Annotated in this window: 11 protein-coding genes; 9 read left to right on the forward strand and 2 right to left on the reverse strand. The window is 67.8% G+C overall.

Annotated features, from left to right (window positions below; genetic code table 11):
• Window positions 1–99 precede the first annotated feature (99 nt).
• Window positions 100–369, forward strand: coding sequence for a GlsB/YeaQ/YmgE family stress response membrane protein (locus ACIA6B_RS11920; protein ID WP_107154844.1), 270 nt, complete (start codon window positions 100–102; stop codon window positions 367–369).
• Between the two features lie 59 nt (window positions 370–428).
• On the opposite strand, the gene ACIA6B_RS11925 is transcribed toward ACIA6B_RS11920, so the two are convergent.
• Window positions 429–2,003, reverse strand: a complete 1,575-nt coding sequence (locus ACIA6B_RS11925) for a mucoidy inhibitor MuiA family protein (protein WP_396772700.1) — start codon at window positions 2,001–2,003, stop codon at window positions 429–431.
• A 157-nt stretch (window positions 2,004–2,160) separates the two neighbouring features.
• On the opposite strand from ACIA6B_RS11925, the gene ACIA6B_RS11930 reads away from it, so the two are divergent.
• The 8 genes from ACIA6B_RS11930 (at window position 2,161) to ACIA6B_RS11965 (ending at window position 11,091) form a co-directional block, all read left to right on the forward strand.
• On the forward strand, window positions 2,161–2,964 hold the full coding sequence (locus tag ACIA6B_RS11930) for a hypothetical protein (RefSeq protein ID WP_396772701.1): 804 nt from the start codon (window positions 2,161–2,163) through the stop codon (window positions 2,962–2,964).
• 26 nt (window positions 2,965–2,990) lie between these two features.
• A complete protein-coding gene (locus tag ACIA6B_RS11935) occupies window positions 2,991–3,425 on the forward strand; it encodes a DUF4913 domain-containing protein (RefSeq protein WP_396772702.1) in 435 nt (144 codons plus the stop codon).
• 148 nt (window positions 3,426–3,573) lie between these two features.
• Window positions 3,574–4,950, forward strand: a complete 1,377-nt coding sequence (locus ACIA6B_RS11940; RefSeq protein WP_396772703.1) for a glycoside hydrolase family 6 protein — start codon at window positions 3,574–3,576, stop codon at window positions 4,948–4,950.
• Between the two features lie 206 nt (window positions 4,951–5,156).
• Window positions 5,157–5,690 carry a SigE family RNA polymerase sigma factor gene (locus ACIA6B_RS11945; RefSeq protein ID WP_281943254.1) on the forward strand — a complete coding sequence of 178 codons (534 nt, stop codon included), beginning with the start codon at window positions 5,157–5,159 and terminating at the stop codon, window positions 5,688–5,690.
• Window positions 5,677–6,918: a hypothetical protein gene (locus ACIA6B_RS11950; RefSeq protein WP_396772704.1), complete on the forward strand. Its 1,242-nt coding sequence runs from the start codon at window positions 5,677–5,679 to the stop codon at window positions 6,916–6,918. Before ACIA6B_RS11945 ends, ACIA6B_RS11950 begins: the two co-directional genes overlap by 14 nt.
• Before the next feature lie 561 nt (window positions 6,919–7,479).
• Window positions 7,480–7,776 carry a helix-turn-helix domain-containing protein gene (locus ACIA6B_RS11955; RefSeq protein ID WP_107154856.1) on the forward strand — a complete coding sequence of 99 codons (297 nt, stop codon included), beginning with the start codon at window positions 7,480–7,482 and terminating at the stop codon, window positions 7,774–7,776.
• A gap of 991 nt (window positions 7,777–8,767) precedes the next feature.
• Window positions 8,768–9,490 (forward strand): hypothetical protein, encoded by a 723-nt coding sequence (locus ACIA6B_RS11960; RefSeq protein WP_396772705.1) that lies wholly within the window; start codon window positions 8,768–8,770, stop codon window positions 9,488–9,490.
• Window positions 9,490–11,091 (forward strand): hypothetical protein, encoded by a 1,602-nt coding sequence (locus ACIA6B_RS11965; protein WP_396772706.1) that lies wholly within the window; start codon window positions 9,490–9,492, stop codon window positions 11,089–11,091. The genes ACIA6B_RS11960 and ACIA6B_RS11965 overlap by 1 nt, the downstream gene beginning before the upstream one ends.
• Window positions 11,092–11,125: 34 nt before the next feature.
• Here ACIA6B_RS11965 and ACIA6B_RS11970 read toward each other — a convergent pair whose 3' ends face one another.
• The gene (locus tag ACIA6B_RS11970) at window positions 11,126–14,110 is read right to left on the reverse strand and encodes a Z1 domain-containing protein (protein WP_396772707.1); all 2,985 of its coding nucleotides are present in this window, start codon (window positions 14,108–14,110) and stop codon (window positions 11,126–11,128) included.

The raw sequence follows: 14,110 nt of genomic DNA on the forward strand, positions 1-14,110 counted from the left end.
CATGACAGTTGTGTGAAAAAACGCGACTCGCGTTTCGGCGACGGGTCGGGCGGGGCACCGAACGAGACGTCAGCACATCGGAAGAACAGGACGGCTCCCGTGGAAGTTACCGGTTTCCTCACCGCGATCATCATCGGCCTCATCATCGGCGCGCTGGGCCGCCTGGTGGTGCCGGGCAAGCAGAACATCCCGATCTGGCTCACCCTGCTCATCGGTGTGGTCGCCGCGATCCTGGGCACCCTCGTGGCCGGCCTGTTCGGCGTGGACGACACCGCCGGCATCGACTGGATCGAGCTGCTGCTCCAGGTGCTCTTCGCCGCGGCCGGCGTGTACATCGCCGCCGGGGCGTACGGACGCCGCCGCCACTGACGTGAGAGGCGGGGCCCCTTGTTAACGCATTCTGCATAACAAGGGGCCCCGCCCAACAGCTACTCCCGCCAGCCGGTCAACTCGACACCCTTGGCGAGCTCCACCCGGAAGCCCAGCGTGATCTCCCCGCGGTCGCCCGGCGCCAGCGACAACCGCCAGGTCAGCTCCCCCAACTCGGTACGCTCCGCCGGTTGCGGCGCCACCGCCGTCTCGCGTACCACCACCGTCTCGTCGCGGGAGACCGGCAGTTGGTCGCGTACCTCGACCGTCGCCGGTCGCGGCGTGTGGTTGGCGACGGTGATCCGGTACTCCACCTCCCGCCGCCGGGTCGACCCGAGCGTCGCCTTCGTCTCGGTGCGCCGGTGCAGCTTCCGCTCCACCCGCAGCCGGTCGTCCACCCCGAGCGCCAGTTCGGTCTCCTCGCCCGGCGCCCACGTCGGCAGCCGGGTCGCCGCGACGAAGTCGGCGTCGTGGAACACCGACGCCGGGCCGGGGAGCAGCGTGTGCGCCGACGTGTTGCGTACCGTCGCCCGCAGGTGGGCCTCGGCGGCGCGGACCGGCACGGTCACGTGGTCCAGCCGGGCCGGCAGCTCCAGCACCGCGATGGTGGCCCGGTGCGCGCTGCCGTCGGCCGGCACCGCCAGTGGCCGGGCCGGCCGGTAGGTGGCCGCGCTGACCCCCTGCTCGACCTCCGCGACGCTCTCCCGCAGGCGCGGCTTGGGCGCCGCGGACCGGGCCGGCCCGCCGCCGGCCAGCGCCGCGCCGGGAGCCGGCGGCGCCGGCATGTCCGCCGACATCGCGCGCGGTATCGCCGGCCGGAACCGGTCGAGATACCAGGGCGAAAGCTCGGGTACGCCGGCAGTCGCCGCCGGCCGGGCGGTGGAGAGCCGCACCTCGCACTCCGGCCAGTCCTCCCCGGTGCTCTGGCTGACCAGCCCGAACCAGGTGACGGTCACGGTCTCGTCGAGCAGCCGCAGATCGTAGGAGGGCGTCCAGCGCGCGCCGTCCACCAGGTAGCTCAGTTCCAGCTCGACCTCGGCGTCGTCGGCCGTCACCGCGACGGTCACCTCCGCGGCCAGCCGGTCCGGCGCCCGCTTGTCCTGCGCGGCGGTCAGGTCGCGTTCGACCGCGGCCAGCTCCTCGGCCAGCTCGGTCCGCCGCCGGTGCAGTCCGCGACGTCGGGCCCGGGATTCGGCGAGCTGACCGGCGAGCGAGTCGGTGAAGGCCGCCACGTCGGCCGGCGCGGCGTCGCCGGCGGCCAGCGCCCGGGCGTACGTGCCGCCGGCGCGCTCGGCCAGCCGGGTGAGGAACTGCTCGCGCTGCTCCTCGATGCCGTCCGCGTCCTCGGTCCCGGCCAGCTCGTCGGCCAGGTCGCGGCGGCGCTGCTCCAGACCGGCCACCTGCGCGTCGGTGCTGCGGGCCTGCCGCCACGTGGTCACGTCGACGCCGAGCACGGTGGCCGCGCCCCGACCGCCGACCCGGACCGAGTCGCGTCGCAGGCCGAGCGGGAGTGGCGCGACGCGTACCCGATGGTCGCCGGCGGGCAGCCGGATGCTGCCGCGGCGGGTGACCCGGGCCCGGTCCGGATAGACGGTGACGCCGACGACGGGTGCCTCGATCTCTGCGGTGTCCACGGCGGCGAGGGTAGTTCAGTCGCGCCCGCGCCGTTCGGGGCCCGGTTTTCCGGCGGCGGCGGTGAACCGGGGCCGGGGTCGCCGCGTCATGGGGGGCGTCGATCGTCCGGCACCGGGCAAGGCGGGCCGGACCCGAGCGGAGGAGAGGAACGGTGCGATGGGGAAGAAGGACAAGAAGCACGACGGCGGCGAGAGCATCAAGATGAGCCGGCTGAAGTACGAGCAGCGTCGGCGGGAGGTGAGCGGGGGCCGGGCGTCGTCGAGCCCGTCCAGTTCCGACTCGGAGACGGCACGCATCCGCGACACCGCCGCGCAGAACGTCGGCGGGGTCCGGTTCCAGGCGCAGGACGACGGCCAGTCGGCCCAGTGGGGGCCGAGCCAGTCCGGTCCGAACACGGTCAGCTACGACCCCAACTACTCCTACTATCCGCAGTCCGGCACGCCCGGGTACACCGCGCAGGCGACGTTCGACCACGAGATGCACCACGAGGACGCGAACAACGTCTACCAGCACCCGGTTGACCGCGACCTCTACGCGGCCAACTTCCACCTGCCCGGCACCGACGCCAACGCCCCCGCGCTCGGACAGTCGTACGCCCGGCAGGCGGACACCATCGTGGCGAACTGGGACGAGGTGCGCTCGGCGTCCGCCCGTGACGCGGGCATCCAGAACACTCCCGGCTGGGCGGACTACGTCGACAGGCGGGTGGACTACGTCCAGGCGACGCCGCACCAGCACAACGAGAGCGTGGCCGCCGAGATGATCGGCACGCTGAACAGCGCCGGTCTCCAGGGGCCGGTGAACAACCAGGTCCGGGCGATCTACAACGAGGCGTCCCACCGGCGCGTGGCCGGCGGTGAGGTGGCCCGGATCGGTCCGGTCGAGTCGGCCACCTCCACCCGGACGTCGGCCTACACCAACACCGAGGCGAAGTCGAAGGGACCGGCGCCGACCAAGTAGCCGCCGCCGAATCGGAAAGGGACCACATGACCGAAGCAGTCGTCGACGTCGACCGCGCGCCGGAGCTGCCCCCGCCGCCCCCGCCCCCGCCGACCCGCCGGTCGCCGTTCATCGTGCACCTGGACGGCGACGAGTACGACGCCGCGCTGGCCGGGCTGGCCGTCTGGGTGGAGCACCTGCTGCTGCCGATCTACGGGCGGGAGGTGACCTCGCGGGCGCCCTGGTGCCCGCGCTGGTGGGCGCACGCCGAGGCGGTCGCCCTCCTGCACGGTCTCTGGTTGGCCTGGCAGGAGCTGACCGGGGCGGGGGGCGGGTTGTCCGGCCCGGCGTCCTGGCACCGCGACCACCTCAATCCGGTGATGTCGTCGTTGCGGGATCCGGCGGGCCCGTTCGCCGGGTGCAAGACCGGGGTCCACCGCGACAAGGAGAGTCCGGAGGTGGAGGACTACTTCGCCGGGTGAGGCAGCCGGCCGATGGGCGGGTCCGCGAACGTGGCGGATCCGCCCATCGACGTGTTTCCCGTCTTGGCAGCGGTGCCTTACTCCGCTACCTTCATGGGAACGCTCCCATGAACTTAGATACATCTATGTGATCAGGAGGAAACACGTCGTGGCTATCCTCTCCCCGCTGCGCCGCAGATCCGCGGCCCTCGGCGTGGCGGCCGTGGCGGCCGTCGCGGCCGCCGGCGTCAGCCTCACCATCGGCGAGGCGTCCGCCGGCACGGTGTCCGGCTCGCTCTACCGCGACCCGAGTTCGGCGGTCGTCCGCTGGGTCGCCACCAACCCCGGCGACTCGCGGGCCGCCGTCATCCGCGACAAGATCGCGAGTCAGCCGCAGGCCCGCTGGTTCGCCAACTTCAACCCGTCGACCATCCAGTCCGAGGTCTCCGGGTTCGTCGGCGCGGCCAACGCGGCACAGCAGATCCCGGTGCTCTCGGTCTACGAGATCACCAACCGGGACTGCGGCGGGGCCAGCGCGGGCGGCGCGCCCGACCTCAACCAGTACCAGACCTGGGTGTCCAACTTCGCCCGCGGACTGGGCAACCAGACCGTTCTGATCATCCTGGAGACCGACTCGCTGGCGCTCCAGACGTGCCTGAGCAGCGGCGAGCTCAGCGCCCGCAACCAGGCGATCTCCACCGCCACCCGGACCATCAAGTCGGCCAACCCCAACGCCAAGGTGTACCTCGACGGCGGTCACTCCACCTGGAACAGCGCCAACGAGACGGCCAACCGGCTCCGGAACGCCGGCGTGCAGTACGCCGACGGCTTCTTCACCAACGTGTCGAACTTCAACCCCACCTCGAGCGAGGCGAACTTCGGCCGGGCCGTCATCTCCGCCCTCAACGGCATGGGCATCTCCGGCAAGCGCCAGGTCATCGACACCAGCCGCAACGGCGGCGCCAGCGGGGACTGGTGCGGCGACGACAACACCGACCGGCGCATCGGGATGTACCCGACCACCGCCACCAACGACGCCAACATCGACGCGTACCTGTGGGTGAAGCCGCCGGGTGAGGCGGACGGCTGCCGCTACACGGCCGGTTCGTTCCAGCCCGACCTGGCCTTCAGTCTGGCCAACGGCGCCCCGAACCCGCCCACCACCACGCCGCCGACGACCGCGCCGCCCACCACGGCCCCGCCGACCACCGCGCCCCCGACCACCGCGCCGCCGACCACGCCGCCGCCGAACGGCAACGGCTGCTCCGCGTCGGTGTCGCTCAACCAGTGGGCCGGCGGCTTCACCGCGAGCGTGACGGTCACCGCCGGCTCGGCGGACCTCAACGGCTGGACCGTGACCATCACGCTGCCCGGCGGCGCCGCGACCACCGGCGTCTGGAGCGCCCAGGCCAGCGGCACCAGCGGCACCATCCGGTTCACCAACGTGAGCTACAACGGGCACGTCGGCGCCGGGCAGTCGACCAACTTCGGCTTCCAGGGCACCGGCACCGGCCCCGGTGCGACGGCCACCTGCGCGGCTGCCTGACCCGCGCGACGCCGGGGCCCGGTGCGGAGGACGACCCTCCGCGCCGGGCCCCGCCGGCCGTCCAGGTGAGGTGGCCCGCCTGCTCGTCGGGTGCCGCGCCGACCGCTGACACGTGCTTCCCGGCATCCGCACAACTACTTCTCCGAACCGTGCAACGTCCCGGGTGGGTGGCTCCGTTCTACCTCCGTCACGAGGAGGCAGTCGACGTGAGAGCCGAAGACGAGCAAGCGTTCCGCGAGTTCGTGACGTCGCAGATGGCGGCGCTGCGCAAGCTGGCGTACATGACCTGCGGGGACTGGCACGCGGCGGAGGACGCCGTGGCCAACGCCCTGGTCAAGCTCTACCCCCGCTGGCGGAAGCTGGACCGGCCCGATCTCTACGTCAAGACCATGGTCTACCGGGCCGCGGTCGACGAGACCCGCCGCCCCTGGCGGCGCGAGCGGTCGGCCGGCGACGCCGTGCCGGACGTCGCGCTGCGTGATCCGGCCGGAGCGACCGACGAGCGGATGCGCCTGCGCGCGGCGCTCGACGCCGTGCCGGCCCGGCAGCGGGCCGCGGTCGTGCTCCGGCACTACCTGGACCTGAGCCTGGAGGACACGGCCGGCGTCCTCGGCTGCACCGTGGGCACGGCCAAGAGCCAGGTCTCCCGTGGCCTGGCGAAGCTGCGCGAGTCACTCGGCGGCGAACGCATCGAACTCACCGGGAAGCCGATGGAGGAGTGGACAAATGCAGTTGCATGACCTGGTGGACGCCGTGACGGGCGACGAGCCGCCGATGCGCCGCACCGCCGACGACATCGTCGCGGCCGGGCGGCGGGCCGAGCGGCGGCGTCGGGCCGGGTTCGCGTCGGCCGGCGCGGCCGGTCTCGTCGTGGTCGCGGTCGCCGGCGCGTGCACGCTGCCGACCCTGGGCGCCGGGCGGGACACCGCCGGCTCGCTGGCCCCGGCCGGCGCGGCGGCGTCCCGGCCGGCCGGGGCCGTCTGGCCCACCGCCGCGCCGTTCACCTTCACCTTCCAGGGGTACGACGCCGGCACGCTGCACGTGCAGGACCCGATCGTCACATCGACCGCGTACCAGATCGCCTCCGTCTACTCCGACCGCCACACCTCGAACGACAAGCCCATGACGGCGGCGGAGGCCGAGGCGCTGGGCGACGCACCCGGGGACAGGAAGAAGGCAGCCGGAGGGAAACCGTCCCTGTGGGCGTACCTGACCGTCTACCGCCCGGGCGCCTTCGACCCCGCCGGGATCAGGAACGGCAGGACGGTCACCGTGGCCGGGCACCGGGCGGTGCAGGCGACGCTGCCTGTCGACCTGGATCCGAACAAGCCGATCGACGCGGGCAACAAACTGTTCGCCTGGGAGTACGCCGACAACGCGTGGGCGGCTGTCACGTCGATCTCCAGTGACCGGGCCACGCCGAGCTTCGCGGACCTGGGCGGTCTGGTCGACGGGCTGAAGCCCCACCGTCCGACGCCGGCCCTGGTGCCGTTCAGGGTTGGCTACCTGCCGGCCGGCTACCTGCCGTTGCAGACCGGCACGCACGCCATGCCCGGCCTCATCGGCATCGCCACCGCCCGCGCCGGTGACTACGGCGGCGCGACGTACATCCGGCCGGCCGCGCCCACCTCCGGGCTGACCGCGCCGTACGACGCGATCGAGGGCGGCATCAGGGACGGCTTCCACATCTTCGTGCTGCCGAGCACCAGTGCGAACCAGTCGCCGGAGCCCGGCACGACGAGGTGTCAGCAGGTGCCCAAACGGCGGGCGCGGGAAGCGGGCCTCGCGATCGGCGACTTCTGCAACGTCTGGAGCGCCGACGGCAGCGTCGTCCTCCAGGTCACTGCCACCGGCCTCGGCGACACGTTGCCCTGGACCGAGCTGGAGAAGATCGCCAAGGGGATCACGGTCGCCGACGTCGGGGACGAGTCGACCTGGACCCCCGCCGCGACCGCGCTGCGGCCGTGACGGTCGGCACCGAACCCTTCGGGGCGGTTCCCGTCCCCGGCGGAGAACGTCGGCGACGGGAGCCAGAAAATCTGGGCTGACGAGACTAGATATCCTCCAGGGTGTGGCATACTCTTCCTCGAGTCGAGAGAGAAGATCCGTCAAGACGTGGACGGGCCGTCCGGCCGTGAGGTCATGACGGACGGCGAAGTGCAGGTGGAGCCAGGGCTCTTTTCGGGGCTGCACCTGATGCTCGTCGCGCGTGTCGGGGCCATGAAGTCGCGTGGGCTCCGACACCGGCGGGCCGTACGACAGCACGAGTCGGAAGTAAGCAGAGGAAAGGGAGGGCCGTACACCGTTGGATCGCCCGCCCGCGGCCGTCACGTCAGGCCGGGCGGACACCGCAGTTTCCATCGAACGAGAGGTGGTCTCCGGTCACGCATACGCGATCCTCGCGCCCGAAGCCGTCCAGGACGGCTGGCGCGGACACGACAAGCCGACGTTCCTGTCGGCAGCAGGTGTTCTGACCCGTAACCCTGGGCCCCGGCGCACAAGCGCCGGGGCCCTCGACGTGGAGGTGACATGGGGCAGCAGCCCGACGACATGTTCGGCGATGAGAACTACCCGGCCTACACCATCGGCCAGGCCGCGGAGATGCTCGGTGCCACGCAGGACTTCCTGCGCCGCCTCGACGAGGCAAAACTGATCAACCCGCACCGCTCCGGCGGTGGGCACCGCCGCTACTCCCGCTACCAGCTGCGGCTGGCCGCCCGGGCCCGCGAGATGGTCGACCAGGGCACCGCCCTGGAGGCCGCCTGCCGGATCATCATCTTGGAGGACCAGCTCGAGGAAGCCCTTCGGCAGAACGGAAAGCGCTGACGGGACCGGCCGGCGGGTGGGGCGGGATTGCGGTCAGGAGGCCCGCAACCATCGGAAGGTCGCCCGGAACTGGTCGGTGAGGACTTCCGGCTGATCGAGAGCGGCCGACCGCCGCTGGCAGATGGGGTTCGTGTGCTCCGGTGTGGTCCTGGGCTGGGCGAACCGCGCTCCGGAGAGCGGGCAGAACGCTGGCCGCTCCCTGCCACCCCGGGCGGACACCAGGTCGCTAGACTAGGCCCTCGCGCCCTCGTAGCTCAGGGGATAGAGCATCGGTTTCCTAAGACGACGCTCTATCTAGGCCCTGACGCTGATGACCTGCGGGTTCCTGTTCAGTTCTTGGCGTTAGTCGGTCGCACACGTGCGTTGCTGTGCTCGCTTGTTCAAGATCAGCAGAACAGGCGTTATCCCTGCTCAGGCCGTGCTTCAGTTGGTCCGACTCAGCACTTGCCGGGACCCGGCGAACTTGCCGTGCCGCGTCAGCCTGCGGTGCCGCGAGAGCTTGGGCTAGCAGCGTGGGGAGTTTCGCTGCGCCTGCCGGGTGGTGATGACCGACCCCGAGAACTTCTCCTAGAGGGTATTGAGCGAGGTTGGGGTGGCCGGTCCGGTTCTGCACTGCGAGGCCGGTGCGGGCTGCGCTGTGAAGTATGGCGCGGAGCCGGGCGTGTTCGTCGCGAGGTGTGGAGGGACCAGCGCGCCGCAGCCCGCAGAAGTCGGCACGACTTTGGGTACGTGTTCACCCGCGCCGACACCCCTACGCCAGGTTCCCGCCCCAGCTGCACCGGCACGGCTGCAACGTCGCCGCGGCTTGGGTCCTCATCGCCACCCGGCGCACCGCCAGCGCACCCCGCAAGAAGATCCAGGACAAGGCCCGGAAGAACCGGCCATCCGGCCGACGGCGTCTACGGGGCAGTCACGGCTGATAGAGATCGAGTCCATCTACTAAAGTGGACTCATCGAGCGCCTGGGGGGATCGTCTTTGAACAGCCGGCCTGTGATCGACCAGCACTTGTTGGACCTGCACGCCCAGGTCGAGGACAACATCAAGAATGCGACCAGTGCGAATGGCTCGGACCTCGGGCGTCTCTTGCAGCTCGACCTGGACATCATGGCGTGGGAGCAGTGCATCCTTAATAGGCCGGAAGCTGCACAACTGACCGCCGCGCGACGAGAGTTAGGGTTTGCTATCTATGCTGCAAGCGGCGGCCTTTACCTGCACGCCTACGCGGGGCTGCGAGTATTCCTCGAACTTAGCTTCGCGTCCGTCTACTTCTCCGCCAACGAACTATTTAGGCGGCGGTGGGTGGCAGATCGGATCGACTTCTCATGGTCCAAGGCGCTGCATGAGGCCGACGGCGTTTTGGCCCAGTCATTCGTTCGTGAGTTCAACCAGGATGCAGCAAAAGATGCGCCACCATTCGCCACAAGTGCAGCGAACGCGTATCGCCACTGCTCCCAGTTTATCCATGGCAAGATGGCAGTAACTGCCTCTCTCCCTGGAACAATGACGTTCTCCTCAGAGGTCTTAACTGACTGGCTAAAGACAGCGATGGAAGCGGCTAGAGCCGTGCTTTTCCTTCTTTACGCCAGATACGGAGAAGAGTTACTTCAAGGGGAGACCTTTCACGTTCTCGCGCCGTCTATCGAGGCGTCCTTTGGGTATCTTAAAGAAGTTCGCAAACGCCTAGGTCTACCAGTCGAGATGGAGGCCCTCTGATGCCAGCAGAGCTGTTCTTTCGAACCGAAGATATCCGCACCGACGAGATCCTGGATTACCTTGTCGAGACGGAAATGGACCGCCATTTCATCGAAAGCCTGAAAGGACGATCGCCAGTTATCCTGCGCGGTAGTCGTGGGGTTGGAAAGTCTTTCCTATTCAAGACCGCGGAAGCCGAGCTGACCAACGACTTCAAGGATCGGCGCGTACTTCCTGTATATGTTACCTTCGCGCGGGCCACTCTGATAACTAGCCCAACTCCCGAACGCTTCCTCGCATGGATGACCTCCAAGATATGTAATCAAATAATTCGCGCGGCAACCAATCTCGGTCTGCACCTTCCCGGCGGGTCTGCAATATCTGCGCTTCGCGGTGACGTTAGCTCGACACCATCTGCGATGGAGAGAGTCGAACAGCTTTTCGAGAACGCATGGCGGGACGATTCAAAGTTCGAGGCAGCCGTCGACGTTCCGGGGCCGGAGATCCTTCGAGATGCGGTAGAGGACCTCTGCAGGGCTGCCTCCCTTCGCCGAGTTACGCTATTCATTGACGAGGCCGCCCATGTCTTCATACCGCAGCAACAGCGCCAGTTCTTTACGCTGATGCGCGATCTGCGCAGTCCGTATCTGTCAGTAAAGGCTGCGGTATACCCGGGCGCAACCGCATTTGGCGAGTCTTTCCAGTTGACCCACGATGCGACTCTCCTGAGCTTGGATCGAAACGTTGCCGCAGACGACTATGCATCGGCAATGAGGCAGCTCGTGATACGCCAAGATCCAGACATGACAGAACATCTAAAACGCTCCGGCGAGGCTTTCGATGCACTGTCATACTCGGCCACCGGAAACCCGAGAATTCTACTCAAGACGATTGCGCGCAGCTCGCCATTCAACGTTCGCCGAGTTCAGGGAACAATTCGGGAGTATTATCGAGAGGAGATTTGGGCTGAACATTCGAGCCTATCGGACCGGTACCCCGGGCACCGTGATCTCATCGACTGGGGTCGCCAGTTTATGGAAAGCTATGTTCTGCCCAACCTCTTCAAGCGCAACCAGGGGCGAGGCGGAGTTCACGGCGATACCTCTTCTTACTTGTGGATCCATCGAGATGCGCCCCAAGCTGTACGCGAAGCTCTTCGACTACTATGCTACAGCGGAATCCTGCAAGAGGGCGTATCTGGTATTCGGGCGACTCGTAGCGAGCTGGGGACCCGCTACATGGTAAACCTTGGGTGCCAGATTGCCTATGCCTCGGAGGCGGTGGCGTACGCAACCACCCTTCGACAGAGCCTGTCCGTGAAAAGGATGGTTGAATACGGAGCTAACCATCCGAGCTACAAATCGATCGACAATATCGCCGTCGAAACCGGTGAAAACTTCGATAACCAGGCCCTCGAGGCACGCTTGAAGACGTCTATCGACGCCTTAGACCTCACCGTCTTTCAGCAGCAGAAGCTTCAAGGTCTCGGCCTCGATACCATTGGCAAGGTCCTTGCGGCAAAGGAGGCCACCTTTCAACGCGCTCACTACGTAGGGCAGGTTCGGGCGAGACAGATACGTAACGCGGCCGTGGCTGCCGTCCTCGAATATCTCTCAGGTTAACGTGATCTTGCTGGGCCGCCAGGAGTCGGTCCCGTTAATCCCGGGCTACGATCGCCCCAGCCCCCGGCACCTTGACTTTGAAGCCAATGCGTCCTACCGGTGCGGCGGCCTTCGGGAATGACAGCGAAAACAACGTCGCGACATCGGTGGGGTCGACCCGCGACGGCAACTGCGACGGTTCGGCGCCGTTGCCTGTGTCAGCGGCGAAGGTCAGCAGGAACGCGCCGCGGGTTGGTGTGTGCAGATCCGTGGCGGCGGGGTAGCTGGCGGCGGCGCTGGCCACGGGCGAGCCGGACAGCGAGGAGACGTCGACCCCGCCGGAGATGATTTCCATAGCGAGGCGCTGCCGGGGGGAGCTGCCAGAGAACACGCCTCCCCGGTCGTCGCGGCGGGTCCGCTTGAGCACGGTGAGCTGCTCCGGCCGTCCGTCGACGATCCGGCGAGCCACGGCTCCCTTGGTCAGTTCAGGCACGACCACCACCCACTCCGTGAGCAGATCTCGCTCGATGATGTCGTCCATGAACGCCATCGTGGGAGCGAAAGAATAATTGGCGGTCCAGCTGAACTGCCGCAGAATCTGCCGCACCTCGTCGGCAGGGACTATGCCGTACCGGGCATGGTAGGGGTTGCCCTGCTCGTCGAAGAACTGGTCGGCCTTTCCGGCGGCGTCTAGGAGCGGGCCGACCGCAGCAAAATGGCTACGGTTAACCTGCGCCGACCGCGGAGGTTGTTGGAAGAAGTCCTTGACCTTGCCGCCTTCGCCGCTGAAGGTCAGTTCGGCGTTGTACATCTTGTTGGTCTGGGTAGGTTTGAGCCAGGGCAGGCTCTGGAAGACCATGGGGGGCACGTCGATGGGTCGCACCTTCGGCCGGCCATTGTCATCGGTTCCCTGGAAGGCGCGCAGTTCCTCACGGAAGTCCTCTTCGTCGCGCACGATCGCCTCGAACGCTCGGTATAGGTCGATGTGGGTGTTGCGGGGGCCGGGCACGTTTCGTCCGATGTACAGCCGAACGAGGTCCTTGTAGCCGGTCCGGTATCCGAACCAGCGGCCCATCTGCATCAAGGTGTCGGCGGTGGTGGTGCGACGTGTGTAGTAGGAGACGGTCAGACCCTCGACGGTAAACCCGCGGCTGAGCTTGGCGCCGCCGACGAGGATCTTCCAGACGTCGCCCCGCTGGAAGTCCAGGTCGTCCTGCTCGTAGTCGGCGTCCTTGTCACCGTTGACGACAATCACAGGTGACCGTCCTTGTGAGATACGGTCGACCGCAGTGCCGATGTGCTCGCGCAAGTCGTGGAAGCTCGTCGGGACGGGCTCGCCCGCCGCGCGGGCCTGGCACACGGGCAGGAAGTCGTCACGCCATAGGTCGTGCAGGCGGCGCATGCCGCGTGGGGTGCTGTAGCCGGCACGCCGCCAAACGTGGAGCAGGCGTTGCGCCAGCTCCTTGTGCTCGACCATGCGCACAGACTCGTGGACCAGCAAGGTGTGGTGACGGAACGCACCGGGTGTTGACAACGCCTGCTCGCGGTAGAGCTTGACCGCACCGGCGAGTACGTAGGCGTCGAGTGCCTGCTGGATGTCCGCGTCACGGGCGGCGTCGTCGTCGGGGGCGGCCCGCAGATCACGTACGAACGCCATCTCGTTGGAGTTCGCCACTGTGCGCAGGCTGTCCTCGGCGAGGTTCAGGTCATGGAAGTCCTTGCCCCCCATGTAGGCCCCGGGCGGTTCGAGGCTGACGATGAAATCCTTCGGGAAGATGTCCTCGGAGTCGTCTGGATCGACGAAGACGTTGGCGAACGGGGTTGCCGTGTAGCCGACGTACTGTGCGCGGTCGAGCAGTCCCAACAGTTCGGCGATCAGCTTGTTGATCGCGCTGCGGTCCCGCTGTTCGCGGACTGACTTCTTCGGGTTGACCGTGTTGACCGACGCCTGGTCGGCTTCGTCGTCGATGATCAGTGTCGGGATCTCGCCTAGGCGGGTGTGAATGCTGCGTAGGTCCGCGACGAGGCGTTGCAGCACCGTTTTGTTCTTTTTCACCACGGCGACGCGCACGTCCGAGCGGTACAGGTTGACCGGGTCGTGCAACGGCCTACGGTCGTCGGCCAGTTCGTTGCCACTGCGGAAGTCCAGTGCCGACAAACCCGCGAGCAGCTTCTTGTAGTCCCAGCGGGACGAGGTGAGCCGGCGGATCTCCGGGACGCCGACGTCGCGGGGGCGCACGCCGTGGCGGATGAAGCGGCCCTGCACCCAGTCGCGGTCGCGGTGGCCGGCGTAGTCGACGTCGGCGAGCAGGTCGGTGGCGTCGCGGTCGATGCCGCCGAGGATGTTTTCCTCCCCGACGAGCTCCATGTCGATGCGTCGCTGGGTTTGGCTGCGCAGGATCTCCACCGTGCCGGTCAGCACGATCACCAACCGGTATCCCGCATCGATCGCCTTGGCGATCACGCCGGTGAAGTTGGCGGTCTTGCCGCTCTGCACATGCCCGACGACGAGCCCTTTTGACTGGTAGGGCGTCGGGGAGATGGGGTCTGCTAGCCGTCGCACGATCTCCCGGGCGGTGCGGTCCACGTCGCGTACGGCCGTCGGGTCCGTCTTGCGTTCCAGCACGCCTCGGTAGGCATCCCAGTAGAACGACCGCTCGGCCGCCCGCTCGTCTGTGTACCAGGGGTCCCAGTCTGACGGGGCATCGGAGATGACGACCGCGCCGGTCAGCAACAGCGGGTAGCACTCGTTGATCCGTTTGACGGAATCCGCGTCGAGTCCCAACAGGTCCAGCACGAGAAGGCGCCGCTGCGGTGTGCCGGGAAGCGTCGGCAGGCCGTCCATGCCGGTCGCCCAATCTTCTTCCTTCACGGCGCTGTCCCAACGCGTCAGTTGGATGTGGAAAGCCAGCCGTGTCGGGTCGTTCGGGTCGTCGCAGGTCAGCAGATCGACGAGTTCGTCCTCGCCGAGCCGCATCCCAACCTTGCGTAGATGGTGGTTGACCTCGTCGAGCAACGGCTCGGGCGTGTGTCCGTCCAT

This window comes from Micromonospora sp. NPDC051141 (assembly GCF_044455765.1).
Taxonomy (GTDB): Bacteria; Actinomycetota; Actinomycetes; order Mycobacteriales; family Micromonosporaceae; genus Micromonospora.

Excerpts from the sequence above, each read along its gene's own strand:
- ACIA6B_RS11930 (WP_396772701.1), top strand. The coding sequence starts at position 2,161 with ATGGGGAAGAAGGACAAGAAGCACGACGGCGGCGAGAGCATCAAGATG.
- ACIA6B_RS11935 (WP_396772702.1), top strand. The coding sequence starts at position 2,991 with ATGACCGAAGCAGTCGTCGACGTCGACCGCGCGCCGGAGCTGCCCCCG.
- ACIA6B_RS11950 (WP_396772704.1), top strand. The coding sequence starts at position 5,677 with ATGCAGTTGCATGACCTGGTGGACGCCGTGACGGGCGACGAGCCGCCG.
- ACIA6B_RS11955 (WP_107154856.1), top strand. The coding sequence starts at position 7,480 with ATGGGGCAGCAGCCCGACGACATGTTCGGCGATGAGAACTACCCGGCC.
- ACIA6B_RS11965 (WP_396772706.1), top strand. The coding sequence starts at position 9,490 with ATGCCAGCAGAGCTGTTCTTTCGAACCGAAGATATCCGCACCGACGAG.
- ACIA6B_RS11970 (WP_396772707.1), bottom strand. The coding sequence starts at position 14,110 with ATGGACGGACACACGCCCGAGCCGTTGCTCGACGAGGTCAACCACCAT.